This is a genomic window from Mycobacterium palustre, assembly GCF_002101785.1.
GTDB lineage: Bacteria > Actinomycetota > Actinomycetes > Mycobacteriales > Mycobacteriaceae > Mycobacterium > Mycobacterium palustre.
This window is the reverse complement of sequence record NZ_LQPJ01000043.1, coordinates 1-26,648: the sequence shown is the minus strand read 5'-3', so window position 1 is coordinate 26,648 and position 26,648 is coordinate 1. Positions and strand designations below refer to the sequence as shown.

The following is a 26,648-nucleotide window of genomic DNA, read 5'->3' as shown; positions in this document are numbered from 1 at the left end:
GCTCACCCGGTCTGCTCGCCGGTGCGGGTGACCTCGTAGCCGAGCAGGCGTTCGGCCTCCTCGATGCCGCCCTGCAGGTCGCCGACGGCGTTCATCTTCGACAGGTCCAGGCCGATGGTGACCAGGGTCAGCGCGATCTCGGACGACAGGCCGGTGATGATGACGCTCGCGCCCATCAGGCCGGACGCATCGACCGTCTGCACCAGGTGATTTGCCACCGTCGAGTCGATCGTGGGCACACCGGTGATGTCGATGACGACCACCTTGGCGCGGTTCGCGCGGATGGCCCGGAGCAACTGCTCGGTGACCTGGCGGGCGCGCTGGCTGTCGAGCACGCCGATGATCGGCAGGATCAGCAGCTGTTCGCGCACCTGCAGCACCGGCGTCGACAGCTCGCGGATCGCCTCCTGCTGTTGGCGGATGATGCGCTCGCGTTCCTGCACGAAGCTGACGCCCACGGTGTTGGCGATGCGGTTGGCCGCCGGCTCGTAGGCGTCCAACACCCGGTTGAGCATCTCGAAGTCGGTCTGGTACTTCTCGAACAGCGAGCGCGCCAGGACGTCGCGCAGCAGCAGCACGATGCCGAGCACCTCGTCGGTTTCCACCCCTCGCGGGATGATGCGTTCGGATAGGTCGCGCGCGTAGGCCTGCAGCGCCTCGACGCTACCGGTCTCGAGCACCTCGACGTAGTTGTCGTAGACGGCGGTGGCTTCGGAAAAGAGCTCCTCGGGCGTCATCGCCGTCAGCAGTTCGGCCTCGGTGATCCTGCGGGCCCACTCCTCGCGCAGAACGGTTCGATTCTGGCGTAGGTGCTGGACGAGCTGCGGCAGCAGGCCCTCGCTGACAGTCTGTGCGGCGATGCTGGTGGTCCCGAAATCCGACGGCGAATCTGACATCTGGCCTCCCGTATGCCACGTCGCGCTCCGCAGTTCGCAGTGCCTATGGGGAGACTAGCTTGGGTTATCGCGGCGTAGGTGGCTAGGGCTTATTCTTCTTGCAGTTCGCACGGCAGGTTAGGCTTGTAGCACACCTGAGCCTTAAACGAAGGGTCGCCATTGTCAGCTCCCGATTCGATCACCACCTTGGTTGAAGACCACGATGGGGTCTCTGTGGTCAGCGTCAGCGGCGAAATCGATCTGGTGACCGCTCCGGCCCTCGAACAGGCCATCGGCACGGTGGTCGCGGAAGGCCCGTCGGCGCTGGTCATCGACCTGTCCGCGGTGGAGTTCCTCGGCTCGGTGGGCCTGAAGATCCTCGCGGCGACCTACGAAAAGCTCGGCAAGTCCACCGACTTCGGCGTGGTGGCGCGCGGGCCGGCCACCCGGCGGCCGATCCACCTGACCGGCCTGGACAAGACGTTCCCGCTGTACCTGACGCTGGACGATGCGTTGACCGCCGTGCGCGACGGCAAGTTCAACTCCTGACTTTCGCGTCGGCGCGCGCTTTTTCACACGTTCACAGCCGCCGGTGCGATGATCGCGGTCATGGATGTCGACGTCGATCATCCGGAAGACGACCAGCAGTGGGACCGCCGCAAGCGCGGCGAAACCGAAACCGAACGGCTGGACCGCAATTGGACCAGTTTGCTGCAGGAGCTGCGCGTGGTGCAGACCGGCGTGCAGCTGCTGACCGGGTTCCTGTTAACGCTGCCGTTCCAGCAGCGCTTCGATGTTCTGTCGCCGCCGCTGCGGATCGTGTACCTAATCACCGTGGGTTGTTCGGTGGGCGCCACCGTGCTGCTGGTCGCCCCGGTCGGCATCCACCGGCTGCTGTTCCGGCGGCATCACCTCCAGGTGCTGGTGTCGGCCGCCCACCGGTGCGCGTACGCGGGGCTGGCGCTGCTCGGCTCGGCGCTGACCGGCGTGACCGTCATCGTTTTCGCCGCGGTGGCCGGGCGCGCCGCGGGCCTCATAGCGGGCGCCTGCGCGCTGGTGTTGTTTGCGTTCTTTTGGTGGGTTTTACCGCTGTTGCTTCGCACCCACGGTATGTAGCTGGTCCGGCTCCTCAGCGCCGGGGCGCCAGCGCCGCGATGCGGGTGGAGTCAAGGTGGTCCAAAAGATCCTGGGGATCCGCGAAAACCGGTGAGGCGCCGGCCGACTCCAGTTCCGCGCGGGAGATGCCGCCGCACAGCAGCCCGATGCACGGCAACCCCGCGGCGTTCGCGGCGTGCGCGTCCCATACCGCGTCGCCGACGAACACGGCGTGGTCCGTATCGACGCCGGCCCGGTCCAACGCGACCTGCACGATGCCCGGTTCGGGTTTGGCGGTGTCGACGTCCCGCGACGACGTCGTCACGTTGATGACGTCGTCGCAGTCCAGTGCCTTCTGCAGGACCCCGAGTTCGTCTTCGGGCGCCGAACTGGCCAGCACCACTTGCAATCCCAGCTCGGCCACGCGGTGCAGCAGGGCACGGGCGCCGGGCAGCGGTGCCAGCAGCGGCATGGTGTCGGCGTAGTACCGGCTGTGCCCGTCGCTGAGCCGGTCCCGCACGTCGTCGGGCGCATCCTCGGACAACGTGCGCACCAGCGTGTCACCGTCCATGCCGATGCAGCGGTGGATCTTCCAGGCGGCGACGGGCAGGCCTTCGTCGTCGAAGGCGCGCCGCCACGCGTAGACGTGCAGGTAATTGGAATCAACGAGGGTTCCGTCGACGTCGAACAGGACGGCGGGCGTGCCGCGGGCGGCGTTCATGTGCCGGGCATACCCGCACCGGCGCCGGCTGACACCGCCGTTTGGCTCCGCGGGGCGGCGGGTAAACGTCGACGAGAGCGTCGGTGCGCTCCCGAGTCTGCTCGGCGTGTCGCGCCAGTGGCTCTGCCACGCAACGTCTTTCACGAGGAGTAACGTGGATTACCCGAAGACCGACCCGGTCGACCACGAACGCACCTTCCGCCAGCATGCCGGGGAGACCCTGATCCATGGTCCGCACGCGCCCGGCGTGTACGGCACCATCGTCGCCGCGGGCGCCCTGATCATCGGCTTGTGCGCGGTCGCGACGGGACACCTTCTCGCCGGTTCGGCGTCCGTCGTCGTCGCGGTCGTGCTCGCCGTGTCGAGCGCGGCGTGGCTGCTGCACACGCACCGCAAGGTGCGCGACGCCGAACTGCGCTGGCACGCCGCGCATTCCGACACGCCCGCGCCCCCGCCGACCAGCTGATCCGCCCCGAGCTAACGAATCCGGGGCGCCTGTCGAGGCCAGTCGGGCGGGTTAATCCCGCACCTGACCGGGTAGAAGTGCCTCATGCTCGACACCCCGCGTGCGACCGGCAAACGGAGCGGCGGGGTGGCCGGGGTGGCCGCGACCAGGCTGTCGCCGGGTTCGCATTTTTTCGAGTTCGTGGGTGTGGCTGATACGCGAACGGGGTATCGAATGACCCACGGGTGACTATAGGTGAGTGCGTCAACCCGTCACCGAGCAGGAAGGAACACCGATGACGACCGCAAGCGACTACGACGCACGCCGGCTTTCCGACGTCGAGGCCCAGGACGCGACCTCGCTGCGCGAGTTCGCACCCGCGCTGCCGACCGCCACGGCCACGGTGGTCGACGAGGACCCCAACGACATGGTGTTCTTCGAGCTGCCGGGCGCGGACCTGTCCGGTGAAGAACTGTCGGTGACGGTGATTCCCCAGCGCTCCGACGAGTTCACCTGCTCCAGCTGCTTTCTGGTCCAGCACCGCAGCCGGCTACGCAGTTCGAGCTCGGGCCTTCCGGTCTGCGCCGACTGCGCGTGACGCCGGTCTCGGCGAGACTGTTGACCAACGGATAACGCCGTGTTTCTGTCGTCAGCGTGGCCGCATCCGCTCTTCGCCGCGGCGAAACGCCTGACGCGCTGAGGCCGCCGCCCGGCCTGCCCGCGCCACGTCCCCTGCGCGCCGCCTTCGCCGCGGCGTATGCGGTCGCGTACCTGGTAGGGGGCGAGCGCCGGATGCTGCGGCTGATTCGCCGGTACGGACCGATCATGACGATGCCGGTCCTCAGCCTGGGCAACGTGGCGGTCGTGTCCGACCCGCAGGTGGCCAAGGAGGTCTTCACCGCGCCGCCCGACGTCCTGCTCGGCGGACAGGGGGTGGGACCCGCGGCCGCCATCTACGGCTCCGGGTCGATGTTCGTGCAGGAGGAGCCGGAACATCTTCGGCGGCGCAAGCTGCTGACACCTCCGCTGCACGGTGCCGCACTCAGTAGCTACGTGCCGATCATGCGGTCCTCGGCCCTCGCCGCCATGCACAACTGGCCCGTCGATCGGCCCTTCGAGATGCTCACCGCCGCACGGGCGCTGACCTTGGACGCGATCGTCAGGGTCGTCTTCGGGGCCGACGACCCCGACGAGGTGCGGCGCCTGGGGCGGCCCTTCGAGCGCCTGCTGAACCTCGGCGTCTCGGAGCAATTGACGGTCCGCTACGCGCTGCGCCACTTCGGTGCGCTTCGGGTGTGGCCGCAGCGCGGCCGCGCCAACAAGGAGATCGACGACGTTGTGATGCCGCTCATCGCGCGGCGGCGAAACGACCCGCGGTTGGCCGAGCAGCCCGACATCCTGGCGTTGCTGATGTGCGCCCGCGGCGATGACGGAAAGGGCTTGTCCGACAGCGAGATCCGCGACGACCTGATCACCTTGATGCTGGCCGGTCACGAGACGACGGCCACCACGCTGGCCTGGATCTTCGACCTGTTGCTGCACCATCCCGAGGCGCTGCAACGGGTGCGCGACGAGGCCCTGCGTGGCGAGGAGGCCTTCACCACCGCGGTGATCCACGAGACCCTGCGGCTCCGTCCGCCCGCGCCGTTCACGGCCCGCGTTGCGGCGCAACCGGTTCCGATCGGTGGCTACCGAGTGGCCGCCGGGACGCGAATCGTCGTCCATATCGTTGCGATCAACCGCAACCCCGGGATCTACAACCGTCCGAACGAGTTTCGGCCCGAACGGTTCCTGGGCTGCCGGCCCGACACCTACGCGTGGGTTCCGTTCGGCGGCGGTGTCAAACGCTGTCTGGGAGCGGCTTTTTCGATGCGCGAACTGATCACCGTACTGCACACCCTGCTGCGGGCCGGGGAGTTCGTTGCGGTCGACGACCGGCCGGAGCGGATAGTGCGGCGCTCCATCATGCTCGTGCCCCGCCACGGCACCAGGGTGCGCTTTCGCCCCATCCAGGCGGGCTAGGACGCGGTTGCGCGGGATTGTCACCGCCTTCGGCTAGGTTCGGCGAACAAAGCGGCGCGGCAACCTCGAGGAGTCATGGACAAGATATTCGGGTCGTTGGTGCTGTTCGGGTTCGCCCTGCCTTGGTATTTCACGCAGAGCGCCACCGGCAGCGTGCCGGCGGGGGCGGCGGCCGGGCTGGCCGGGCTTGTCGGGACGGTCGTTGCCCTGCTGTGGCTTTCGGTGCAGCGGGACCGCTTTCGCGTTCGACTGCAGCGGCGGCGTGACCTCAAGTACGCGGCGTCGGCGATGGCCGCGATCGACGAGATGTCGGGAGTCGAGTTCGAAGGATTCGTCGCGGCACAGCTTCGAACGGCGGGGTGGAGCGTCGAGCACACCGCCAGCACCGGTGACTACGGCGTCGACCTGATCGCCAAGAGGGGCGGCACCCGCATGGCGGTGCAGTGCAAGAGGCTGGGCCGGGCCGTCGGCGTCGCGGCCGTGCAGCAGGTGGTGTCCGGCGCGCTGCACCACCGTTGCGGCCAGGCGGTCGTGGTGACCAACCGGGGGTTCACCAAGGCGGCCCGCCAGTTGGCGAGCACGCACCGTTGCCGCCTCGTCGGCCGCGAGCAGCTGCACATCTGGACGCGGATGCCCGCGGCCACATCCGCCGGCCCGGACGTGGGTCGCGCCCGTTTCGAGACCGGCCGATCGGGGTAGGCCCGACCAATAAAAAAGGGCGTATCCTTCGCGGTCGGCGTGGCGCCGTTGGGCGCATGCGCCAATCAGGGCAGCAACCAGTCGACGACGTCGTCCAGCGTGCCGCCCGGCACCGAGAGGATGGCGACCCAGGTGAAGGCCGCCGACGGCAGCCAGGTCGCCACCGCCACGATCGATTTCGCGAACGGCTATGCGACGGTCACGGTGGAGGCGGGCCCCAACCAAGCGCTGAGCCCCGGTTTCCACGGGCTCGAGATCCACGGCGTCGGCAAATGCGAGCCGAACTCGGCAGCGCCCGCGGGCGGTTCGACAGGGGACTTCAACTCCTCCGGCGGCGTGTACCAGGCGTCGGGCCACACCGGCTACCCCGCCAGCGGCGATCTGACCGCGTTGCAGGTGCGCACCGACGGGTCGGCGAAGCTGGTGACCACCAGTAACTTGTTCACCGCCGCCGACCTGCGCAACGGCTCGGGCACAGCGCTGATCATCCATCAGACCCCGGACAACCTGACGAGCACGTCGACCGGCGATTCGAGCAAGCGCCTGGCGTGCGGTGTGATCGCCGCGGCGGCCGCGACGACGACCTCGTCCACCACGGCGACGACCAGCGAAACCACGATCACCACCACCGCCGTCGCGCCGCCGGCGTCGACGAGCACGAGCACCAGCACCGTCACGGTCACCAGCAGCGTCCCGACGCTCACGACGACGCCGACCAAGACCCTGACGACAACGGTGGTTCCGCCCGGCGGCTGACCCGCCACCAGCAATCCGGCGCATTGCGGATCGCGTCCCCTCGCGGACGGCGATTCGGGTAGTTCGTAGGTTGTCTGAGCGCTTAGGAAGTAAAGCAAGCGTGACCGCCAACTGGCGGGTTAGCGTTCAGCAGAGCACGGCAGATCGAGCGCCGGAGTGGCTGACTTCGACATGCTGCGCAGGTGTGCACAAGTCGGAATGGTCGACGCCGAAAAGCCACGAACCTCGGTCCGTCCCGTTTCCGCGATTCCTCACTGATGACCTCGCCCGGCGAAGGGTCGCCACCTTCCGAACCCGTGTGTTCAACCCGGCCGTCGCCAAGCTGCGCGGCATCAACGAAGACGGCAGGCCGACGACCGGCTGGCCGCACCCCACGATGCACGACCTCCGTCACACCGTCGCCTCGTCGCCAATCAGTGCTGGCGCGCCGGGGACGGATCCGCAAACGAGTCCCTGATACCCAGAAGCACTGACCGTGTTGCTACTGGTCAGGTCTTTCGAGTCGGGGTGGCGGGATTTGAACCCACGGCCTCTTCGTCCCGAACGAAGCGCGCTACCAAGCTGCGCCACACCCCGCTTGAAGCCTCGACAGCCTATCGCACCGGCCCGTCGGCTGGCCAAACCGCAGCACAACGGCCTAGCCCCAGGCGCACGACCGTTCGAACTCGGCCAGCGCCGCGGCGGGGCCGGCCGTGTCGAGCCCCTGGGCGCGCACCCACTCGTCGTCGAAGTAGGTGTCGGCGTAGCGGTCGCCACTGTCGGCGATCAGCGTCACCACCGAGCCGCTGCGGCCGTCGGCGACCATCTCGGCGAGCAGCCCGAACGCGCCCCACAGGTTGGTGCCCGTCGACGGCCCCACCCGCCGCCCCAACACGGCGCTGACGTGGCGGGCGGCGGCGATGGACGCCGCGTCCGGCACGGCGACCATGCGGTCGACCACGCCCGGCAAAAACGACGGCTCGACCCGCGGCCGGCCGATGCCCTCGATCCGCGACGGCGCCGGCATCACGAGGTCGTAGCGGTCCTCGACGAAGGCGGGAAAGAACGCGGAGTTCTCCGGGTCGACGACGCACAGCCGCGTCGCGTGGCGGCGGTAGCGGATGTAGCGGCCGATCGTCGCGCTGGTCCCGCCGGTGCCCGCGCCGACCACGATCCACTCCGGGACGGGGTAGCGCTCGTCGCGCATCTGCTCGTAGATGGATTCGGCGATGTTGTTGTTGCCCCGCCAGTCGGTGGCGCGTTCGGCGTTGGTGAACTGGTCGAGGTAGTGCCCGCCGGTCTCGCGGGCGACGCGCTCGGCCTCGGCGTACACCTGGCTCGAGTCGTCGACGAAATGACAACGGCCGCCCTGTGATTCGATGAGCGCGATCTTGGCGGCGCTGGTGGTCGCCGGCATCACTGCGACGAACGGCAGCCCCAGCAGGGCCGCGAAGTACGCCTCCGACACCGCCGTCGACCCCGAGGACGCCTCGACGACGGTGGTGCCCTCGCCGATCCAGCCGTTGCACAGCGCGTACAGGAACAACGAGCGGGCCAGCCGGTGCTTGAGGCTGCCCGTGATGTGGGTGCTCTCGTCCTTGAGGTACAGCGCGACTTGGGCGTCTGGGCCGTCACCGCACCACGCCGACGGCAGGGGATAGCGCAACAGATGTGTGTCGGCGCTGCGCCGTGCGTCGGCCTGGATCAGCCGGACGGCGTTGTCCGTCCAGCAACGCGACCCGCCGCGGCTGGCGACCCGGGCCGGATCGCTCAACGCACGGAAGCTGTTGGCTGCGAACGGGTTAGGTCGCTGGTGGAGTCGCGGTCACCCATCGGCGCGGCGATCAGCGTCAGCAGCGTCGCCTCCGGCCGGCAGCAGAAGCGCACGGGCGCGAACGGCGAGGTGCCGATGCCCGCGGAGACATGCAGCTGCATGTTCGCGCCCCAGCGCGACGGGCCCTTGGCCCGGGAGCGGTCCAGGCCGCAGTTGGTCACCAGGGCGCCGTAGAACGGCAGGCACAGCTGCCCGCCGTGAGTGTGGCCGGCCATCACCAGCTGGTAGCCGTCGGCGGCGAAGCGGTCCAGCACCCGCGGCTCCGGCGAGTGCGTCAGCCCGAGGCGCAAATTGGCCGCCGGGCTGGCAGGGCCGGCGATCGCGTCGTAGCGGTCCCGGCCGATGTGGGGGTCGTCGACGCCCGCGGCCGCGACGTGCAGGCCGGCCACCTCGAACTCGCGGCGGTTGTGGGTCAGGTCGAGCCAGCCGCGCTCGGTGAACGCCGCCCGCAGGTCCTGCCAGGGCAGCGGCTCGCCGCGCACCCGATGCGTCGGGTTGGTCACGTAGTGCATCGGGTTTTTCAGGCGCGGCCCGAAGTAGTCGTTGCTGCCGAAGACGAAGACGCCCGGGCGCGACAGCAGATCGCCCAGGGTCTGCACCACCGCGGGCACCGCCTTGGGGTGGGCCAGGTTGTCGCCGGTGTTGACGACCAGGTCGGGCTCCCAGCTGGCCAGCTCGCGCAGCCAGGCCTGTTTGCGGCGCTGGTTGGGCAGCATGTGCAGATCGCTGATGTGCAGCACCCGCAGCGGTGTCGAACCCGGCGTCAGGACGGGCATGGTGATCTCGCGCAGGACGAACGCGTTGCGCTCGACGAACGCGGCATAACCGATGCCGGCGACGGTCGAGCCGAGGGCGGCGGCGCCGGTCCGCAGGAGAACGGGCATAACTTCAGCCATGCTGGCAAGCCTACTGCCGGCGGCGCTTTGGCAGCGCGATCTGGCGCGGATCTGCCCCTACGGCGGGGGCTGTCCGGGCGGCGGGGGAGGCGCCAGCAGCGGGATGGTGATCGGCGGCAAGCCCGGAATCTCCACCACCTGAGAACCCACCGGCACGGGCGCGCCTTCCGGCGGCGGCGGCGGCGCCGGCGGGATGCCGTTGCTGACCTGGATCGTGATGATCGACCCCGGGATTGTTTGCCCGCTCGGCGTCGTCCCGACCACCTCGCCCTGCTTGGCGCTGCTGTTGACCGAGTTGGTCTGGTCGGCGACCTGGAAGCCCGCCTCCTTGAGGCGTTGACGCGCCACGTCCACGTCCAGGCCGGCGACGCTGGGCACCCGCGACCCGGGTGAGCCGTCGACGTAGCGGGGGTCGGTGGGCGGCAGCTGCACCGGGCCGAAATTGGTGGCGATCGGCTTCATCGCCGTGAACCAGGTGCGGGCCGGCTCGTTACCGCCGTACAAGTCGCCCTCGCCGCAGTGCCGCAGCGGCGCGGAGCACAAGTCCGTCGGGTTGGGCGAGTCGTCGTAGATGTAGTTCGCGGCCGCGTAGTGGCTGGTGAAACCGACGAAAGCGGAGGATCGGTGCGCCTCGGTGGTGCCGGTCTTGGCGGACACCGGCAGGTCCCAGCCCGCCGCGCCGGCCGAACCGGCCGCCGTGCCGCCACCCACGGCGTCCTTGCTCATCGCGTTGGCCATCGTGTTGGCCAGGCCCTCGGGCACCACCTGGTCGCACGTCTCGGTGGTCACCGCGACCTCGTTGCCGTTGCGGTCGATCAGCTTGTCGACGGGGTTGGGCGGGCACCACACGCCGCCCGAGGCCAGGGTGGCCGCGACGTTGGACAGCTCGAGCGCGTTCACCTCGATCGGACCCAGCGTGAACGAGCCGATGTTCTGTCGCTTGACGAAGTCGGCCAGGCTCTCGTTGCTGTCGGGGTTGTAGTCGCGGGCCGTGCCGGGATCCGCGTAGGACCGCAGCCCCAGCTTGATGGCCATGTCCACCGTGCGGGCCACGCCGACCTGCTGGATCAGCTTGGCGAACGCGGTGTTGGGCGAGGTGGCCAGCGCGTCGGTGACGTTCATCGAGCCCCGGTAGCTACCGGCGTTGACCACGCACCAGGTGTCCTTGGGGCAGCCCTTCGCGCCGCCGCTACCCATGCCCTTGGCCTGGAACCGGCCGGGCACCTCGAGCGTGGCGTTGATGCCCATGCCCATGTCCAGCGCCGCCGCCGTGGTGAAGATCTTGAAGACCGATCCGGCGCCGTCGCCGACGAGGGAGAACGGCTGGGGTCGCATGGTTTCGCCGGCCTCGGTGTCCAGCCCGTACTTGCGGTTGCTGGCCATCGCTATGACGTGGTGGGCGTCCTTGCCCGGAGCGATCACGCTCATCACGCTCGAGATGCCCGGCAGGGTCGGGCTCGCGAACTTGTCGATGGCAGCCTTGACCGGGGCCTGCACGTCCGGGTCGAGCGTGGTGCGGATCATGTAGCCGCCCTTGGCCAACTGATCCTTGCTGATGCCGGCGCGCGACAGGTACTCCTGCACGTAGTCGCAGAAGAAGGCGCGGTCACCCGCGGCGATGCAGCCGCGGGGCAGTTCCTTGGGCTGCGGCAAGACGCCCAGCGGCGTGGCCTTCGCCGCGCGCAGGGCGTCGGCCTCTTGGGGCAGGTTCTCGATCATGGTGTCGAGCACCAGGTTGCGCCGGGCCAACGCGCCGTCGGGGTTGGTGTACGGGTTCAGCGTGCTGGTCGACTGCACCATGCCGGCCAGCAGGGCCGCCTGCTGCCAGTTCAGGTCTGAGGCGTTGATGCCGAAGTAGGTCTGTGCCGCGTCCTGCACCCCGAACGAGCCGTTGCCGAACGAAACGAGATTCAGGTAGCGGGTCAGGATTTCCGGCTTGGTGAACGTCTTGTCGAGCGTGAGCGCCATCCGGATCTCGCGCAGCTTGCGGGCCGGGGTGGTTTCGACGGCCGCGCGCTTCTCGGCGTCGGTTTGGGCCGTCACCAACAGTTGGTAGTTCTTGACGTACTGCTGTTCGATGGTCGATCCGCCGCGGGTGTCGACATCGCCGGACGCGTAGCCGGCCAGCCCGGTCAGTGTGCCCTTCCAGTCCACGCCGTTGTGGTCGGCGAACCGCTTGTCCTCGATCGAGACGATCGCGAGCTTCATGGTGTTGGCGATCTTGTCGGTGGGCACCTCGAAGCGACGCTGCGAATACAGCCACGCGATCACGTTGCCTTTTTTGTCGACCATCGTGGAGACCGCCGGGACTTCGCCCTGCAGCAGCTGGGCCGAGCCGTTGGCGACCACTTCGGAGGCCCGGTTGGAGATCAACCCCAGCCCCCCGGCCAGCGGGAACATCAGCGCGGTGGCCACGACGCTGGCCAACAAACAGCAGCCGGCGAGCTTGAGCAGCGTGAGTGCGGCCGGCGGGCGGTCTGGCATGCGTACTAGGGTAGCCGCCCCGTGTCACCCGCCGACGCGATCAGTTGACCGATCAGTTGACAAGGCCGCTCCCATACCGTGAGCAGCGAACTTAGACTCGATGTCGGCGAAAAAAATAGCGTCGCTGTCACCGGTCGGCAACCGGGCCGGGATGCGAATGGTCGCACTCCGATCTATGATTTCGGTCGAGACTGCACGGGCGTCCCAAAAAAACCGTTATCAGACTGTTGCGCAATTGCCACTTGACCACCTAACTTAGACACACGGTGAGATTCGGCTAACACCGATGTGCACAGTGTGGCGTAGATCGCAGCAGGGGTCTGCACCCGAGGAGGGCGATCGCAGCATAGCGATCGGGAGGAAGGGAACAGCTCGTGTCAGGAACACGGCCAGCCGCGCGCAGGACGAACATCGCGGCTGCTCAAGGAGCACTGCGCAGTGTCGACGCCGAAGAGCGGATTGCGTGGGTATCGAAGGCGCTCTGCCGGACCACGGACCCCGATGAACTGTTTGTTCGGGGGGCCGCGCAGCGGAAAGCAGCGGTGATCTGCCGCCACTGCCCAGTGATGCAGGAGTGCGGCGCGGACGCGCTGGACAACAAGGTGGAGTTCGGTGTGTGGGGTGGCATGACCGAACGCCAGCGCAGGGCGCTGCTCAAGCAGCACCCCGAGGTCGTTTCGTGGTCGGACTTCTTCGAGAAGCGCCGCAACCGCGGCGTGGGCTGATCTCGGCGACATACAGGCACGTCTAGTCCCGACGCCAAAACCCTTCAAACGGCCCTGAAAATTACGGTTTTCATAATTACGTTTCTGTTACGGCACCTCTCCCTCAGCCCGCGACTGGAACTGTCTAATAGTTGACTGGCTCGTGTCGAATACGAGCGTGCTTGTGCCTGACGGGGATTCGGCAGCAACGGCTTCCCTGCGCCGCGAACGGCCTGGGCAGTGTCAATAGCGCCGCGCCGCCGAAAACTGACGCGGGTCAAAGAGAGGTGTCGTCGCCCGGCGAGACCAAGCGCCCCGCTACGCGGGCCGCATCGGTCACCGGCCGGTGCCGGATGGGCCGGTTCCTCAGCGCCCCGCTACGCGGGGCGCATCGTCACCGGCCGCGGTGATCTGATCGGCGAGCGCCCGCAGCGCCTCGAGGTCCGACACGTCGAACGGCAGCGACGGGACCCCGATCACCGGCACATGCGGGTGGGCCGCGGTGAACCGGGAAAGCAGTCGGATCTCGCGCTTGGCGGTCTGCGCGCGGTCGGCGTGAATTTGCAGCACGGCTGCGGCCAGCGACGCGACCTCGGACTCCGTGTGCGCCTCCAGCGTTTCGCTGCCGTCGATCGCACGCTCCACGGGCAGCGAGCACAACGTCGGGTGGGTGCGGTTCAGCACGAGGCCCGCGAGCGGCATGCCTTCCTGCGATAGCCGGTCGACGAAGAAGGCCGCCTCTCGCAGGGCGTCGGGTTCGGCAGCCGACACCACGACGAATTGCGTGCCGCGCCGTTTCAGCAGCGCGTAGGTGCGGTCGGCCTTCTCCCGGAACCCGCCGAAGGTGGCGTCCAGCGATTGCACGAAGGCCGCCGCGTCGGCGAGCATCTGCGAGCCCAACACCGTCGACATCGCCTTCATCGCCAAACCCATTGCGCCGGTTACCAACCGGCCGATGCCGCGGCCGGGGGCCAGGAGCAAGCGCCACAGTCGGCTGTCCATGAAACTGCCGAGACGCTTGGGCGCGTCCAAGAAGTCCAACGCGTTCCGCGACGGGGGAGTGTCCACCACCACCAGGTCCCAGCGGTCCTCGCTGAGCAGCTGCCCCAGCTTCTCCATCGCCATGTACTCCTGCGTGCCGGCAAGCGAGGTGGCGACGGTCTGGTAGAACTGGTTGTCCAGAATCGATTGCGCGCGACCGGCTCCGGAATACTGGACCACCATCTCGTCGAACGTGCGCCGCATGTCGAGCATCATCGCGTGCAGCTCCCCGGACACCTCGGGGGCCAGCGGCACGCGCTGCGGGGTATTGCCCAGGTCGTTGACCCCGAGCGCCTGCGCCAGCCGCTTGGCCGGGTCGATCGTCAAAACGCAGACGGTGCGGCCGTATTCGGCCGCTCGCATCGCTATGGCGGCCGCGGTGGTCGTCTTGCCCACGCCGCCCGCGCCGCAACACACCACCACCCGGTTCGACGTGTCCGCCAGGATGGCGGCCATATCAAGCGCTTTCGGTGCGGTGCTCATCGAACCCCCTGCTGCGCAAGCGATTCCGACAGCTCGTACAGGCTACCGAGGTCGACACCGTCGGAGATCGCCGGCAGTTCCAGCCGTGGCACGTTCAACGCGTACAGCTGCTGGGCGGTCTCGGCCCGCGCGGCGATCCGGGTCGCATGCTGGATCGTCTCGGTCAGCAGCCCGGCGAAATCGGCGTCTTCCAGCCTGATTCCGGCCAGCTCCAGCCCGGCGCGCACCGAGTCCGCGTCGACGTCTCCCTCGGCGGCCTTGGCCAAATCCCGCGGCTCCAGATAGGACGGGATGTTGCGGTTGACGATCACGCTGCCGATCGGCAGCTGCATCGCCGCAAGCTCATCGATGGCTTCCAGCGTCTCCTGCACCGGCAGGGCCTCCAGCAGGGTGACCAAATGAATGGCGGTCGCCTCGGAGTGCAGCAGCCGCACCACACCCTCGCTTTGCGAGTGCACCGGGCCGCCCTTGGCCAGATCCGAAACGGCTTTGGTGACATCGAGAAAACGGGCGATGCGGCCCGTCGGCGGCGAGTCGACGACGACGGCGTCGTAGACCGGATTCCGGGTTCCCTTGTCCACGCGCACCACCGACTCCTTGATCTTGCCGGTGAGCAGCACGTCGCGCAGGCCGGGCGCGATCGTCGTCGCGAACTCGATGGCCCCGATGCGGCGCATCGCCCGGCCCGCGATGCCGAGGTTGTAGAACATGTCCAGGTATTCCAGGAACGCGGCCTCGATGTCGATCGCCAGCGCGTTGACCTGGCCGCCGCGCTCGGCGGTCGCGATCTTGAGCTCCTGGTACGGCAGCGGCGGGACGTCGAAGAGTTGCGCAATCCCTTGGCGGCCCTCGACTTCGACGAGAAGGACTTTGCGGCCGCCGGCCGCGAGCGTCAGCGCCAGGGCGGCCGCCACCGTCGACTTGCCGGTACCGCCCTTGCCCGTCACGAAATGCAAGCGGGCCTTCGACAAGCGCGCGGGCCAGCCGACGGAGCTGCCGCCGCTCGAAGTGGATGCCACCTTCGCATGCTAGCCCGAGGGCTCCAGGGCGCCCGTCGATCGGGTAGCTGGCCGGCGGGCCGGGGCCCTCCGCGTCGGACCGATAAGCTCGCGTCATGAGTCAACCGACCGCATGGGAATACGCCACGGTTCCCCTGCTGACGCACGCCACCAAACAAATCCTCGACCAGTGGGGCGCCGACGGCTGGGAGCTGGTGGCCGTCCTGCCCGGCCCCACCGGCGAGCAGCACGTCGCGTATTTGAAGCGCCCCAAGTAGATGACCGCTTCCGCCCGGCTGGGGCAACTCGGCGTCACGCTGCCGGAGGTGGTCGCGCCGCTGGCCTCCTACGTGCCCGCGGTGCGCAGCGGCAACCTGGTCTACACCGCGGGTCAGCTTCCGATGCAGGGCGGAAAGCTGGCCCGCACGGGCAAGGTCGGCGCCGGCGTCACACCCGAGCAGGGCAAGGAGCTGGCGCGGATCTGCGCGCTCAACGCGCTGGCGGCGGTCGATTCGGTCGCCGGCATCGACGCCGTGACCCGGGTGGTCAAGGTGGTCGGGTTCGTCGCCTCGGCCCCCGGCTTCAACGGCCAGCCGACCGTCGTCAACGGCGCCTCGGAGCTGCTGGCCGAGGTGTTCGGCGACAACGGGGCGCACGCGCGTTCGGCCGTCGGCGTGGCCGAGCTGCCCCTGGATGCGCCGGTGGAAGTCGAGCTGATCGTGGAGGTCGGCTGACGGCCGTGACCAACAACGCCGAGTCGCTGACCCATCCCGCATACGGACGGTTGCGGGCGGTCACCGAGTCTGCGTCGGTGTTGTTGGCAAACAACCCCGGGCTGCTGACGCTCGAGGGCACCAACACCTGGGTGCTGCGCGGGCCGGGCAGCGACGAAGTCGTCGTCGTCGATCCGGGACCCGAAGACGACGATCACATCGCCGGCGTCGCCTCGCTCGGCCGCGTCGCGCTGGTGCTCATCAGCCACCGGCACGGCGACCACACCGACGGCATCGACAAGCTGGTCGACCTGACCGGGGCGACGGTCCGGTCGGCGGGCAGCGGGTTTTTGCGCGGCCTCGGCGGTGAGCTCGTCGACGGCGAGGTGATCGACGCCGCCGGGCTGAAGATCACGGTCATGTCCACCCCCGGACACACCGCCGACTCGTTGTCGTTCGTCCTCGACGACGCCGTGCTGACCGCCGACACCGTGCTGGGTCGCGGCACCACCGTCATCGACAAGGAAGACGGCAGCCTGGCCGACTACCTCGAATCGCTGCGCCGGCTGCGCGGGCTGGGCCGCCGCACGGTGCTGCCGGGGCACGGGCCCGAGCTGGCCGACCTGGAATCCGTCGCCACGGGCTACCTGACGCACCGCCACGAACGCCTCGAGCAGGTGCGCGCCGCGCTGTCGGATCTTGGCGACGAGGCGACGCTGCGCGACGTCGTGGAATACGTCTACACCGACGTCGATGAGAAACTCTGGGACGTCGCCGAATGGTCGGTCCAGGCCCAGCTCGACTACCTGCGGGCTCGATAGCGTCGGCTCGGCCGATGGCTACCGGGCTCGGCGGGCCAGGCGCTCGGAGTCGGAGATGAGCACGCTCTTGCCCTCCAGGCGAATCCAGCCGCGATGGGCGAAGTCGGCCAGCGCCTTGTTCACCGTTTCCCGCGAGGCGCCGACCAGCTGGGCGATCTCTTCTTGCGTCAGGTCGTGGGTGACACGCATGGCGCCGCCCTCCTGGGTGCCGAAACGCTGGGCGAGCTGTAGCAACTGCTTGGCCACCCGGCCGGGCACGTCGGTGAAGATCAGGTCGGCCAGGTTGTTGTTGGTGCGGCGCAACCGCCGGGCGAGCACCCGCAGCAACTGCTCGGCGATCTCGGGACGGTCGGCGATCCACGCCCGCAGCGCGTCACGGTCCATCGACACCGCCCGCACCTCGGTGATCGTGGTCGCGCTGGACGTCCGTGGGCCCGGGTCGAAGATCGACAATTCCCCGAACATGTCGGACGGGCCCATGATCGTCAACAGGTTCTCCCGGCCGTCCGGGGAACGCCGCCCAATCTTGACCTTTCCCGAAACGATGATGTATAGCCGGTCGCCCGGCTCCCCCTCGGCGAAAACCGTGTGTCCTCGCGGGAAGTCGACGGGTTGCAGCTGCTTGGTCAGCGCGGCGACCGCGCCGGGCTCAACCCCTTGGAAGATTCCTGCCCTTGCCAGGATCTCGTCCACGTTGCCTCTTCAGCTTTCCAAATATGTGAGATGGGCAGGCCAACCCTTGCCCGTGTGACGTAAGTCTAGAGGTAGGCCAATTATGTCCAACGTGCCACGCTACACACGATTGACGTATCTAGCGCCACTAACTTGTGGATTGACGGGCGAAGGGGTTTGCCGGCGCGCCGGTAATCCGACCGGTGCGCGGTCGACGAGAGCGGTGGCAAATTCCGGCGCGGCGTGACGCGGTCCGATGTAGGCGCGGATCGGCGGCGAATCGGCCGGCCGCAGAGCCTGGCGTCGATGCAGGTATTCCAGCGCCTCGGGCATGCCCTCGCGGGCGAGCGTATGCACGTCGACAGCCTCCGCGCACTCGAGGAATTCGTCGACGTCGGTCGCCGTCACGGTGTCGCGGGCGAGCACCTTTTCCAGCCGCCCCAGACCGAGCGCCGCGAGCATCAGCAGCCCGGGAACGCACGCGACCAGCAACCACGCCACAAGGAGAGTAAACAGGGCGTTGAATCAACACGAGGTCTCGGCGAGATCACGAAATCAGTACTCTGTCGTAGGTGACAGCGGCAAAGTCGTCCGGGCGCTCCAAGTCGGCGCCGGCCACTCTCGATGGTGCCGTCGCCAAGCGCTGGGCGCAAGAGACCCGGGCCGGGTTGGTGCGACGCGCGCGACGCATGAATCGTGTTCTGGCGCAAGCGTTTCCGGAAGCGCACTGCGAGCTGGATTTCACGACGCCACTCGAGTTGACGGTGGCCACCATCCTGTCGGCGCAAAGTACCGACAAGCGGGTCAACCTGACGACGCCGGCGTTGTTCGCGCGGTACCGCTCGGCGCTGGATTACGCCAAGGCCGACCGCACCGAATTGGAAGAGCTCATCCGGCCCACGGGGTTCTTTCGCAACAAGGCGAGCTCGCTGATCGGGCTCGGGCAGGCGCTGGTCGAACGTTTCGACGGCGAAGTGCCGTCGACGATGGCCGAGCTGGTCACGCTGCCCGGGGTCGGGCGCAAGACCGCCAATGTCATCCTGGGCAACGCCTTCGGCATCCCCGGCATCACCGTCGACACCCACTTCGCGCGGCTGGTGGCCAGGTGGCGGTGGACCGCCGAAAAGGACCCGGTCAAAATCGAGCACGCGGTCGGTGAGCTGATCGAACGCCGGGAGTGGACCATGTTGAGCCACCGGGTGATCTTCCACGGCCGCCGGGTGTGCCATGCCCGTAAACCGGCGTGCGGTGTGTGCCTGCTCGCCAAGGACTGCCCCTCCTTCGGCCTCGGGCCCACCGAGCCGCTGCTCGCCGCGCCCCTGGTGCAGGGTCCCGAAGCGGAGCACCTGCTGGGCCTGGCGGGGCTGTAACGCCCGGGTGCAGGCAACTTTGACCGCCAAGACCCGCTGGACCATCGCGATTTTGGTGGTGGTGGCGGCGCTGACGGCGGCGTTGGTGGCCCAGCTGCGCGACGACGCCGCGACGACCCCGCGGACCGCGACCACCCAGCCCGCGGCCGGGCGGGAACACCGTGACGCCGACACCCCCGCCGCGCTGGCCGGTCCGCGGGAACGCGCCAACCTGGCGGCGTGCCCGGCGCCCGGCGCTGGCCCCGGCCCGGTCCCGCTGCGCGGTGTCACGGTGGAGTGCGCCGCCGACGGTTCGACCGTCGATGTGGGCCAGTCGCTGGCCGGACGCCGGGTGGTCCTGAATTTCTGGGCGTATTGGTGCGCGCCGTGCGCGGCCGAACTGCCCGCGATGGCCGAGTATCAACGTCGGGTCGGTTCGGATGTGATGGTTGTGACGGTGCATCAAGACGAGAACGAGACCGCCGGCTTACTGAGGTTGGCGGAGTTGGGCGTTCGGCTGCCGACGCTGCAGGACGGTCGTCGTCGGATCGCGGCGGCGCTGCGGGTGGTAAATGTGATGCCCGCGACGGTCGTGCTGCGGTCGGACGGTAGCGTTGCGCAGACGATGCCGCGGCCTTTCGCCAGTGCCGACGAGATCGCGGCAGCGGTGGGAAACGACGCGGGATAGGCAGATTGGCTGGCAGTTGGACGAGGGAGGCGCCGGTGAGTTCCGCCGTTCCGCTGACACCTGACGTCTGCCCGCCGTGGCTGCGGCCGTTGGTCGACAACGTCGAGCAGATCCCCGACGCCTTTCGGCGTCGGCTGCCGGCCGACGTGCTGGCGATGGTGACCGCCAAGGTGGCGTCCCCGGTGGCGTCCCTGAGCGGCGATCAGCGCGAGGCCGCGGTCCTGGTGCTGTTTTCGGGGCCCGAATCCGGACCGGACGGCGGCGGTGTTCCCGACGACGCCGACCTGTTGCTCACCGTGCGCGCCTCGAGTTTGCGCCACCACGCGGGGCAGGCCGCGTTCCCCGGCGGCGCGGCCGATCCCACCGACGACGGTCCGGTGGCCACGGCCCTGCGGGAAGCGCACGAGGAAACCGGGATTGACGTCAGCCGGCTTTCTCCGCTGGTCACCATGGAGCGGACCTTCATCGCGCCCTCACAGTTTCATGTGGTCCCGGTGTTGGCGTATTCACCCGACCCCGGTCCGGTCGCCGTCGTCAACGAGGCCGAAACGGCGATCGTGGCGCGAGTCCCGGTGCGCGCCTTCATCAATCCAAAGAACCGGCTGATGGTCTACCGCAGCAACCTCGGTGCGCGCTGGGCCGGCCCGGCGTTCCTGTTGAACGAGATGCTGGTGTGGGGATTCACTGGCCAGGTGATCTCTGCCATGCTCGACGTGGCCGGCTGGGCCTTGCCCTGGGACACCGGCGACGTGCGCGAGCTGGACGAGGCGATGGTGCTGGTCGGTGACGAGGGCGGGTCGCGGTGAATTCCATGACCCCATCGCAGTGGCTGGACATCGCAGTCCTGGCGGTCGCCTTCATCGCGGCCATCTCGGGCTGGCGTTCCGGCGCGCTGGGCTCGCTGTTGTCGTTCGTGGGTGTGCTGCTCGGCGCGATCGCGGGGGTGCTGCTGGCGCCCCACATCGTCAGCCACATCGCGGCTCCCCGCGCCAAGCTGTTCACCGCGCTGTTTTCGATCCTCGCGCTGGTCGTCGTCGGCGAGGTCGCCGGCGTGGTGCTGGGGCGCGCGGTGCGCGGCGCAATCCACAGTCGCACAATCCGTTCCATCGATTCGGTGATCGGTGTGGGCGTCCAGCTCGTCGTGGTGCTGACCGCCGCCTGGCTGCTGGCCACGCCGCTGACGCAGTCCAAGGACCAGCCCGAGCTGGCCGCCGCGGTCCGGGGTTCGCGGGTGCTCGCTCAGGTCAACGAGGTCGCGCCGCCGTGGCTGAAGACGGTGCCCAAGCGGCTGTCGGCGTTGCTGAACACCTCCGGGCTGCCGGCCGTGCTGGAACCATTCAGCCGCACGCCGGTGATCCCCGTCGCGTCGCCGGACCCGGCCCTGGCAACCAATCCGGTCGTCACCTCGGCCGCGCCCAGCGTCGTCAAGGTGCGCAGCCTGGCGCCTAGCTGCCAAAAGGTTTTGGAGGGCAGCGGTTTCGTAATAGCGCCGGACCGGGTGATGACCAACGCGCACGTCGTCGCGGGGTCCAACAGCGTTCAGGTCTACGCCAGCGGAAATCCCCTCGACGCAACGGTGGTCTCCTATGACCCGTCGGTCGACATCGCCATCCTGGCCGTCCCGAACCTGCCGCCGTCGCCGCTGACATTCGCCCAGAACGAGGCCAAGAGCGGCGAAAGTGTTGTGGTGCTAGGCTATCCGGGCGGCGGCAACTTCACCGCGACGCCGGCCAGGATCCGCGAGGCCATCAAGCTCAGCGGCCCCGACATCTACCGCGACCCGGCTCCGGTCACCCGCGACGTGTACACCATCAGAGCCAATGTGGAGCAAGGCAATTCGGGTGGTCCGCTGATCGACCTCGACGGCCGCGTACTCGGTGTGGTGTTCGGCGCCGCCGTCGACGACCCCGACACGGGTTTCGTGCTGACCGCCGACGAGGTCGCTGGGCAGAGGGCCAAAATCGGTGCCTCGCAACAGGTTACGACGGGCTCCTGCGTCAGCTGACCGCCGGCCCGTGCACCTGGCCCAAAAATCGCGTCAGGTGTCTGTTGACCTCGTCCGGCGCCTCCTCGTGGCTGTAATGCCCTGCGCCGGAGACGGATAGGTAGCGCCCCTGTGGCGCGTAGCGTTGGCTGTGGTCGACTGGGTCGGCCAGCACGTAGGGATCGGCGTCACCGCGCAGGTGCAGCAACGGCATGGCGAGCTGCTGCGACATCGATCGCATGAATCGCTGGCCCTCCCCGCGTAGCTGGCTGCGCACCGCCCAGCGCTGGTATTCCAGCGCGCAGTGCGCGGCGCCCGGGATCTGTATCGCCGTCCGCAGGTAGCCGATGGTCTGCGAAAAATCCTCTGAGGCAACCCATTTGGCGCAGCTGCGGCTTCGTACGAGGCGCTCGATCTCCGCGGCGTTGTCGCGCGTCAGCAGCCGCTCCGGCCAGATGGGCAGTTGATATCGCAGCAGCGTCGGCAGCAGGGCGTACCCCTGGTCGCGCCTTCTCAGCGTGGACCGGCGCAGCGCCGCCGGGTGCGGCGAACTGATCAGCGCGATGGCGCGAACCAGCCGCGAATGCAGCAGCGCGGTGGCCCAGCAGGCCAACCCGCCGTCGGCGTGCCCGACCAGCGTCGCCGACGAATGGCCGAGCGCGCGGATGAGCCCGGCCGCGTCGCCGGCGAGCGTCCAGCCGTCATAGCCGCGTGGGGGCTTGTCGCTGCCGCCATAGCCGCGCAAATCTACCGCGACCACCCGCGCGCCCGTCAGGCCACGCAGCTGATGCCGCCATGACCACCAAAACGAGCCGAAGCCGTGCAACAGCATCACCAGCGGGCGCGCCGTCGCCGGCGTGCCCGGCCCGAGGTCCGCCGGCACCGCTTCGACGACGTGAAACCGGATGCCGTTGGCGTGGACGTCCAGATGGCGCCACGGCCCGTCGATGCGGGTTACCGACGGATCGGGTGCGGGCATCTACCAACCCGACGGATCTGCGGGGTTTTCCGTGCCCGGCGTGCCGGGAGACTTGGTGAGCTGCTTGGACCCGGGAGCCGGCTTGTCGTGTCCGGGGGTGAGCGCGGTGCGGGTCTCCTTGACGGACTCGATCGTCTGCCGCGGCCCGCGGATCCGGCGCACCTTCAAAAAGCCCAGCAGCCCTAGCACGGCGCCGACCACCACCATGACCGCGAACACGATCAGGTACGCCACCCAGCGCCACAGCCACGTGTCGAGTAGCTCTGCCACGAAGAAGAAGAAAAAGAACGTCGAGTAGAACAGCACCACCAGCGCGGCGATGAAGTAGACGCTGCCGGTGAGCCCCTTCTTGACGTCGCGGGTGATCTCGGCGCGGGCCAGTTCGACCTCGGCGCGCACCAGAGTGGACACCTGGGTGGTCGCGTCCTTGATCAGCTCACCGATCGACGGATCGGCGGCCTTGGCGTGCGGGTCGGCCAACGGAATCGTGGTCAGGGTGCTGGGCACACCGTTCTTGCGATCGACTTTGCTCACACCAGGGTCCTCTCGGTTCACTCGTCGCGGTTTATGTTGCCATGTGCCGGGGTGCCCTACGAAGGCAGCCGCGAACCGGCCGCACCGGCGAGGCGAAACCGCTTGGCCCGCAATGTCGGAGGTGATCGGCGGCGAAATCCTCGCCCACATCCACCAAACCGTCCTCGGACGCCCGCGCGTCTTGCGCGGAAAACTTCATGGCGTCGGAGCACACCGGGTCGGCGGACACGCACAACTGCGGGTTTTGCTTGCGAACGTCGATCGGCGGCCGCCCCAGAACCTCGGCGGATCCCACATATTTGCCGTTTACACTTACCAAGCTGCTCGGGATGTCCGACCGTTGATGGGAGTAAGGCTTTGCATACGGCCCAGCGTTGCTACCAGGCGGCGATGGTAGCCGTTCTCCTGCTGCTGATCGGCCTGCCCGGCAGGGCGGGCGCCGACTACCGGGTCCCGATGGGCGGCGGGGCGGGCATCGTCATCAACGGCGACACGATGTGCACGCTGACGACGATCGGCACCGATCCGGCCGGAGACATGATCGGCTTCACCTCCGCACACTGCGGCGGACCGGGCGCGCAGGTCGCCGCCGAGGCGGCGCAGAACCGGGGCCCGCTCGGTGTCATGGTCGCCGGCAACGACAACCTCGACTACGCGGTCATCAAGTTCGATCCGGCCAAGGTGGCCCCCGTGGCCAACTACAACGGATTCGTGATCGCCGGCGTCGGCCCGGACCCCGCCTTCGGCCAGATCGCCTGCAAGCAGGGGAGAACGACCGGGAATTCCTGCGGGGTCACGTGGGGGCCGGGTCAGGATCCGGGCACCATCGTCATGCAGGTGTGTGGCCAGCCGGGCGACTCCGGGGCGCCGGTGACGGTCAACAACCTGCTGGTCGGCATGATCCACGGGGCCTTCAGCGACAACCTGCCGACGTGCGTCATCAAATACATCCCGCTGCACACGCCGGCCGTGGTGCAGTCGTTCAACGCGATCATGGCCGACGTCAACGGCAAGCACCGACCCGGGGCGGGGTTCGTGCCGCTGCCGGCCTGACGCCGGGGGCCTACCTGGCGGCCTTGATCGCGTCGAACACGCCGGGGTCCAGCAGCGTCGACGTGTCACCCAGCTCGCGGTTTTCGGCGATGTCGCGCAGCAGCCTGCGCATGATCTTGCCGCTGCGGGTCTTGGGCAGCTCCGGCACCACGTGGACCTCGCGCGGCTTGGCGATCGGGGAGATCTCGCGGGCCACCTCGACGCGCAACTCGTCGACGATCCCGTCGTGCACCTCGAAGTCGCCGCGCAAGACGACGAACGCGCAGATGGCCTGCCCGGTGGTGTCGTCGGTCTTGCCCACCACCGCCGCCTCGGCCACCGCGGCGTGGCCGACCAGCGCCGACTCCACCTCGGCGGTGGAAAGCCGATGTCCCGACACGTTCATCACGTCGTCGATGCGGCCCACCACCCAGATGGCGCCGTCGGCGTCGTAGTAGGCGCTGTCGCCGGCGAAATACCAACCCTGCTCGGCGAACCGGGACCAGTAGGTCTCGACGTACCGCTCCGGGTCGCCCCAGATGCCGCGCAGCATCGAGGGCCACGGCTGATCCAAGACGAGGTAGCCGGCGACATGCTCGCCCTTGTCGGTCCCCGGAGACAGCTGGTCGCCGTGGTCGTCGACGATCTTGGCCGAGATGCCCGGCAACGGCCTCATCGCCGAACCCGGTTTGGCCGCAGCCACTCCGGGCAGCGGCGTGATCATCGCGGCCCCCGTCTCGGTCTGCCACCAGGTGTCGACGACGGGCAGGCGGTCGGCCCCGATCACCTTGCGATACCAGCGCCACGCTTCGGGGTTGATCGGTTCGCCGACGGACCCCAGCAGGCGCAAACTCGACAGGTCGTGGGCGTCGGGGATTTCGCGGCCCCACTTCATGAACGTGCGGATGAGGGTGGGCGCCGTGTAATAGATTGTCACACCGTACTTTTCGATGATCTCGAAGTGCCGGTGCCGGCTGGGCGAGTCGGGCGTGCCCTCGTAGAGGACCTCGGTGACCCCGTTGGACAGGGGGCCGTAGACGCCGTAGGTGTGACCGGTGACCCAGCCGATGTCGGCGGTGCACCAAAACACGTCGGTCTCGGGTTTGACGTCGAAGACGTAGTAGTGCGTGTAGGAGGACTGGGTCAGGTAGCCGCCGCTGGTGTGGACGATGCCCTTGGGCTTGCCGGTGGTGCCCGAGGTGTACAGCAAAAAGAGCGGATGCTCGGCGTCGAACGCCTCGGGGGTGTGTTCGGCGGAGGCGCGCCCGACGACGTCGTGCCACCACAGGTCGCGGTCGTCGTTCCACGGCACGTCAATTCCGGTGCGGCGCACCACCAGAACGTGCTCGACGGGACTCCGGTCACCGGAGCCGTCGGGACCCGAAGCGACCGCCTCGTCGGCGGCCTCCTTCAGCGGCGCCGGCTTGCCGCGGCGGAACTGCCCGTCGGCGGTGATCAGCAGCTTGGCCTGGGCGTCGGCGATGCGGGCGCGCAGAGCCTTCGCGGTGAAACCGGCGAACACGACGCTGTGCATGATGCCCAGGCGCGCGCAGGCCAGCATCGCGACCACCGCTTCCGGGATCAACGGCATGTAGATCGCGACGCGGTCGCCGGCGACCAGACCGAGGTCGGTCAGCGCGTTGGCCGCCTTGCACACCTCGGCCTGCAGTTCGGAGTAGGTGAGGCTGCGGCTGTCGCCGACGGGTTCGCCCTCCCAGTGGATGGCGACGCGGTCCCCGTGGCCGGCCTCGACGTGGCGGTCGACGCAGTTGTAGGCGACGTTGAGCTTGCCGTCGCCGAACCACTTGGCGAACGGCGCCTGCGACCAGTCCAGCACCTCGGTGAAGGGCGTCGACCAGCTGAGCCGCTTGGCCTGTTCGGCCCAAAACGCCAGCCGGTCATTCTCGGCCTCGCGGTAGAGCTCCTCGCCGGCGTTGGCTTGCTCGGTGAACTGCGCCGGCGGCGGATACGACACCGGGTGAGACGGGCCCTCGGTGCGGGTGGCGGTCACTGGCTTCCTCCTAGGGTCGAGGGTCGTCAACCGTCAGAGAGCCTAACCCTGCAAGGTGAAGCGACGCTTCCCGATCCGGGGTCAACATCCCGGCCGGGCCGGAAATCACCGCTGTGCCGGCATCGACCGCCTGCCAACCGCAGGTGCGTCCCGTCGCGGCGGGCTGATCAAGCCTGCTACCCCTCGATCGCCAGGCAATAGACACGTGCGGGAGTGGGGAACGCCCTGGCCGTCGTCCCGGGCGGGCACAGCGTTTCGTCCGTGCTGCCGTCGATGCGCTTGTCGACCCTGAACTTTGCGTATCGCGCATTGGCGCAATCGGTCGGCGTCCACGTCTTGGTCGTGGTGGCGTCAGTCCTCAGGTAGCACTGGCCTTGTTGCAGGTTCAGTGCGAAGCACAGCGTGGCGGACTTGTTGACCAGGCGTGCGTAGACAGAGCCATCGCGTTTGCCATCCGGACAGTTCGCCGTCGGCCCGCCTTTGGAGGCGAGCTCATAGGTCGCCACCGGATCAGCGCAGCTCTCGGGCGCGCCGTTGAGAGAACCCATGCCCAATTCGAATTCGCCGAAGCACCGACCGATATCGGGCGTCGGGACTTCGGTCGACGGCTGCGGCTGATCGGCCCCCGGCAACCCTTGCGGCCGTTCGGAATTGAAATGGGCGATGTTTCCGACGATCCCAATACCGCCCAACACCAGCAGCAGCGCACCGATGATGATCAGCGCGGTGCCCGACTGTCCCGTCCGACGCGGCGGTGGTGGAGGCGGTGGATAGCCCGGATAGGCGGGGCCCGGATATCCCGGCGGCGGGGGCGGGTAGCCGTAGCCGGGATA

Annotated in this window: 29 protein-coding genes and 1 tRNA gene; 16 read left to right on the top strand and 14 right to left on the bottom strand. The window is 68.4% G+C overall.

The features are described 5' to 3' along the window. Positions 1-2: 2 nt before the first annotated feature. Complete coding sequence (locus tag AWC19_RS03395; RefSeq protein WP_085076682.1) at positions 3-896, bottom strand: STAS domain-containing protein; 894 nt, start codon at positions 894-896, stop codon at positions 3-5. 159 nt (positions 897-1,055) lie between these two features. Here AWC19_RS03395 and AWC19_RS03390 point away from each other — a divergent pair, with 159 nt between their 5' ends. Further along, on the top strand, positions 1,056-1,424 hold the full coding sequence (locus AWC19_RS03390; protein ID WP_245848680.1) for an STAS domain-containing protein: 369 nt from the start codon (positions 1,056-1,058) through the stop codon (positions 1,422-1,424). 60 nt (positions 1,425-1,484) lie between these two features. Further along, the gene (locus AWC19_RS03385) at positions 1,485-1,991 is read left to right on the top strand and encodes a DUF6328 family protein (RefSeq protein ID WP_085076744.1); all 507 of its coding nucleotides are present in this window, start codon (positions 1,485-1,487) and stop codon (positions 1,989-1,991) included. 13 nt (positions 1,992-2,004) lie between these two features. Here AWC19_RS03385 and AWC19_RS03380 read toward each other — a convergent pair whose 3' ends face one another. Next, positions 2,005-2,691, bottom strand: coding sequence for an HAD family hydrolase (locus tag AWC19_RS03380; protein WP_085076680.1), 687 nt, complete (start codon positions 2,689-2,691; stop codon positions 2,005-2,007). A gap of 154 nt (positions 2,692-2,845) precedes the next feature. Here AWC19_RS03380 and AWC19_RS03375 point away from each other — a divergent pair, with 154 nt between their 5' ends. The 5 genes from AWC19_RS03375 (at position 2,846) to AWC19_RS03355 (ending at position 6,613) form a co-directional block, all read left to right on the top strand. Beyond that, complete coding sequence (locus AWC19_RS03375; RefSeq protein ID WP_085076679.1) at positions 2,846-3,157, top strand: hypothetical protein; 312 nt, start codon at positions 2,846-2,848, stop codon at positions 3,155-3,157. Positions 3,158-3,431: 274 nt separating this feature from the next. Next, the gene (locus AWC19_RS03370; protein WP_085076743.1) at positions 3,432-3,734 is read left to right on the top strand and encodes a DUF4193 domain-containing protein; all 303 of its coding nucleotides are present in this window, start codon (positions 3,432-3,434) and stop codon (positions 3,732-3,734) included. Between the two features lie 56 nt (positions 3,735-3,790). Further along, positions 3,791-5,158, top strand: a complete 1,368-nt coding sequence (locus AWC19_RS03365; RefSeq protein ID WP_142280946.1) for a cytochrome P450 — start codon at positions 3,791-3,793, stop codon at positions 5,156-5,158. Positions 5,159-5,233: 75 nt separating this feature from the next. Then, positions 5,234-5,857: a restriction endonuclease gene (locus AWC19_RS03360; protein WP_085076678.1), complete on the top strand. Its 624-nt coding sequence runs from the start codon at positions 5,234-5,236 to the stop codon at positions 5,855-5,857. A 9-nt stretch (positions 5,858-5,866) separates the two neighbouring features. Continuing rightward, positions 5,867-6,613, top strand: a complete 747-nt coding sequence (locus AWC19_RS03355) for a superoxide dismutase family protein (RefSeq protein ID WP_085076677.1) — start codon at positions 5,867-5,869, stop codon at positions 6,611-6,613. Between the two features lie 502 nt (positions 6,614-7,115). On the opposite strand, the gene AWC19_RS03345 is transcribed toward AWC19_RS03355, so the two are convergent. From AWC19_RS03345 to ponA2, 4 genes are all read right to left on the bottom strand, one after another. Then, positions 7,116-7,189: transfer RNA gene (locus tag AWC19_RS03345), tRNA-Pro, on the bottom strand. 61 nt (positions 7,190-7,250) lie between these two features. Next, positions 7,251-8,366 carry an L-cysteine desulfhydrase Cds1 gene (cds1, locus tag AWC19_RS03340; protein ID WP_085076675.1) on the bottom strand — a complete coding sequence of 372 codons (1,116 nt, stop codon included), beginning with the start codon at positions 8,364-8,366 and terminating at the stop codon, positions 7,251-7,253. Further along, positions 8,363-9,322 (bottom strand): metallophosphoesterase, encoded by a 960-nt coding sequence (locus AWC19_RS03335; RefSeq protein WP_085076674.1) that lies wholly within the window; start codon positions 9,320-9,322, stop codon positions 8,363-8,365. The genes cds1 and AWC19_RS03335 overlap by 4 nt, the downstream gene beginning before the upstream one ends. Positions 9,323-9,379: 57 nt before the next feature. After that, on the bottom strand, positions 9,380-11,806 hold the full coding sequence (ponA2, locus tag AWC19_RS03330) for a transglycosylase/D,D-transpeptidase PonA2 (RefSeq protein ID WP_085076673.1): 2,427 nt from the start codon (positions 11,804-11,806) through the stop codon (positions 9,380-9,382). A gap of 374 nt (positions 11,807-12,180) precedes the next feature. Here ponA2 and AWC19_RS03325 point away from each other — a divergent pair, with 374 nt between their 5' ends. After that, on the top strand, positions 12,181-12,531 hold the full coding sequence (locus AWC19_RS03325; RefSeq protein WP_085076672.1) for a WhiB family transcriptional regulator: 351 nt from the start codon (positions 12,181-12,183) through the stop codon (positions 12,529-12,531). Between the two features lie 345 nt (positions 12,532-12,876). On the opposite strand, the gene bagB is transcribed toward AWC19_RS03325, so the two are convergent. Together bagB and bagA are read right to left on the bottom strand one after the other, a co-directional pair. After that, the gene (gene bagB / locus AWC19_RS03320) at positions 12,877-14,034 is read right to left on the bottom strand and encodes an ATPase BagB (RefSeq protein ID WP_085076671.1); all 1,158 of its coding nucleotides are present in this window, start codon (positions 14,032-14,034) and stop codon (positions 12,877-12,879) included. Next, positions 14,031-15,053 (bottom strand): ATPase BagA, encoded by a 1,023-nt coding sequence (bagA, locus tag AWC19_RS03315; protein ID WP_085076670.1) that lies wholly within the window; start codon positions 15,051-15,053, stop codon positions 14,031-14,033. Before bagA ends, bagB begins: the two co-directional genes overlap by 4 nt. Before the next feature lie 95 nt (positions 15,054-15,148). Here bagA and sp36 point away from each other — a divergent pair, with 95 nt between their 5' ends. The 3 genes from sp36 to AWC19_RS03305 are packed head-to-tail and all read left to right on the top strand — an operon-like array spanning position 15,149 to position 16,566. Further along, entirely contained in the window at positions 15,149-15,310 is a 162-nt protein-coding gene (gene sp36, locus AWC19_RS28770) for a Sp36 family protein (protein WP_090350112.1), read from the top strand. Further along, a complete protein-coding gene (locus tag AWC19_RS03310; protein WP_085076669.1) occupies positions 15,311-15,766 on the top strand; it encodes a RidA family protein in 456 nt (151 codons plus the stop codon). It abuts the gene before it with no gap. A gap of 5 nt (positions 15,767-15,771) precedes the next feature. Continuing rightward, on the top strand, positions 15,772-16,566 hold the full coding sequence (locus AWC19_RS03305) for an MBL fold metallo-hydrolase (RefSeq protein WP_085076668.1): 795 nt from the start codon (positions 15,772-15,774) through the stop codon (positions 16,564-16,566). An 18-nt stretch (positions 16,567-16,584) separates the two neighbouring features. Here AWC19_RS03305 and crp read toward each other — a convergent pair whose 3' ends face one another. Together crp and AWC19_RS03295 are read right to left on the bottom strand one after the other, a co-directional pair. Beyond that, entirely contained in the window at positions 16,585-17,259 is a 675-nt protein-coding gene (gene crp / locus AWC19_RS03300) for a cAMP-activated global transcriptional regulator CRP (protein WP_044508824.1), read from the bottom strand. 99 nt (positions 17,260-17,358) lie between these two features. Continuing rightward, positions 17,359-17,754 carry a hypothetical protein gene (locus tag AWC19_RS03295; RefSeq protein ID WP_085076667.1) on the bottom strand — a complete coding sequence of 132 codons (396 nt, stop codon included), beginning with the start codon at positions 17,752-17,754 and terminating at the stop codon, positions 17,359-17,361. Positions 17,755-17,927: 173 nt separating this feature from the next. Here AWC19_RS03295 and nth point away from each other — a divergent pair, with 173 nt between their 5' ends. Genes nth through marP form a run of 4 tightly spaced genes read left to right on the top strand, consistent with a single transcriptional unit; the run spans position 17,928 to position 21,280 of the window. Then, entirely contained in the window at positions 17,928-18,608 is a 681-nt protein-coding gene (gene nth / locus AWC19_RS03290; protein WP_169718073.1) for an endonuclease III, read from the top strand. A 19-nt stretch (positions 18,609-18,627) separates the two neighbouring features. Beyond that, complete coding sequence (locus tag AWC19_RS03285; protein ID WP_085076665.1) at positions 18,628-19,275, top strand: TlpA family protein disulfide reductase; 648 nt, start codon at positions 18,628-18,630, stop codon at positions 19,273-19,275. Beyond that, positions 19,272-20,081 carry an NUDIX hydrolase gene (locus tag AWC19_RS03280; RefSeq protein ID WP_142280945.1) on the top strand — a complete coding sequence of 270 codons (810 nt, stop codon included), beginning with the start codon at positions 19,272-19,274 and terminating at the stop codon, positions 20,079-20,081. The genes AWC19_RS03285 and AWC19_RS03280 overlap by 4 nt, the downstream gene beginning before the upstream one ends. 5 nt (positions 20,082-20,086) lie before the next feature. Continuing rightward, on the top strand, positions 20,087-21,280 hold the full coding sequence (gene marP / locus AWC19_RS03275; protein ID WP_085076741.1) for an acid resistance serine protease MarP: 1,194 nt from the start codon (positions 20,087-20,089) through the stop codon (positions 21,278-21,280). Here the strand turns inward: marP and AWC19_RS03270 are convergent. Together AWC19_RS03270 and AWC19_RS03265 are read right to left on the bottom strand one after the other, a co-directional pair. Further along, positions 21,273-22,238 carry an alpha/beta fold hydrolase gene (locus AWC19_RS03270; RefSeq protein WP_085076663.1) on the bottom strand — a complete coding sequence of 322 codons (966 nt, stop codon included), beginning with the start codon at positions 22,236-22,238 and terminating at the stop codon, positions 21,273-21,275. The two genes, marP and AWC19_RS03270, sit on opposite strands and share 8 nt — an antisense overlap. Beyond that, the gene (locus tag AWC19_RS03265) at positions 22,239-22,772 is read right to left on the bottom strand and encodes a phage holin family protein (RefSeq protein WP_085076662.1); all 534 of its coding nucleotides are present in this window, start codon (positions 22,770-22,772) and stop codon (positions 22,239-22,241) included. A 357-nt stretch (positions 22,773-23,129) separates the two neighbouring features. Between AWC19_RS03265 and AWC19_RS03260 the strand changes: the two genes are divergently transcribed. Further along, entirely contained in the window at positions 23,130-23,825 is a 696-nt protein-coding gene (locus AWC19_RS03260) for a S1 family peptidase (RefSeq protein ID WP_142280944.1), read from the top strand. 10 nt (positions 23,826-23,835) lie between these two features. Here AWC19_RS03260 and acs read toward each other — a convergent pair whose 3' ends face one another. Together acs and AWC19_RS03250 are read right to left on the bottom strand one after the other, a co-directional pair. Continuing rightward, positions 23,836-25,815: an acetate--CoA ligase gene (acs, locus tag AWC19_RS03255; RefSeq protein ID WP_085076660.1), complete on the bottom strand. Its 1,980-nt coding sequence runs from the start codon at positions 25,813-25,815 to the stop codon at positions 23,836-23,838. A gap of 176 nt (positions 25,816-25,991) precedes the next feature. Next, a partial coding sequence (locus AWC19_RS03250; protein WP_085076659.1) for an LppU/SCO3897 family protein occupies positions 25,992-26,648 on the bottom strand: 657 nt, incomplete at its 5' end.

Coding starts and splice junctions, on each gene's coding strand:
- AWC19_RS03395 (WP_085076682.1), bottom strand. CDS start 896: ATGTCAGATTCGCCGTCGGATTTCGGGACCACCAGCATCGCCGCACAG.
- AWC19_RS03385 (WP_085076744.1), top strand. CDS start 1,485: ATGGATGTCGACGTCGATCATCCGGAAGACGACCAGCAGTGGGACCGC.
- AWC19_RS03380 (WP_085076680.1), bottom strand. CDS start 2,691: ATGAACGCCGCCCGCGGCACGCCCGCCGTCCTGTTCGACGTCGACGGA.
- AWC19_RS03370 (WP_085076743.1), top strand. CDS start 3,432: ATGACGACCGCAAGCGACTACGACGCACGCCGGCTTTCCGACGTCGAG.
- AWC19_RS03360 (WP_085076678.1), top strand. CDS start 5,234: ATGGACAAGATATTCGGGTCGTTGGTGCTGTTCGGGTTCGCCCTGCCT.
- AWC19_RS03335 (WP_085076674.1), bottom strand. CDS start 9,322: ATGGCTGAAGTTATGCCCGTTCTCCTGCGGACCGGCGCCGCCGCCCTC.
- ponA2 (WP_085076673.1), bottom strand. CDS start 11,806: ATGCCAGACCGCCCGCCGGCCGCACTCACGCTGCTCAAGCTCGCCGGC.
- bagB (WP_085076671.1), bottom strand. CDS start 14,034: ATGAGCACCGCACCGAAAGCGCTTGATATGGCCGCCATCCTGGCGGAC.
- sp36 (WP_090350112.1), top strand. CDS start 15,149: ATGAGTCAACCGACCGCATGGGAATACGCCACGGTTCCCCTGCTGACG.
- AWC19_RS03310 (WP_085076669.1), top strand. CDS start 15,311: ATGACCGCTTCCGCCCGGCTGGGGCAACTCGGCGTCACGCTGCCGGAG.
- nth (WP_169718073.1), top strand. CDS start 17,928: ATGAATCGTGTTCTGGCGCAAGCGTTTCCGGAAGCGCACTGCGAGCTG.
- marP (WP_085076741.1), top strand. CDS start 20,087: ATGACCCCATCGCAGTGGCTGGACATCGCAGTCCTGGCGGTCGCCTTC.
- AWC19_RS03270 (WP_085076663.1), bottom strand. CDS start 22,238: ATGCCCGCACCCGATCCGTCGGTAACCCGCATCGACGGGCCGTGGCGC.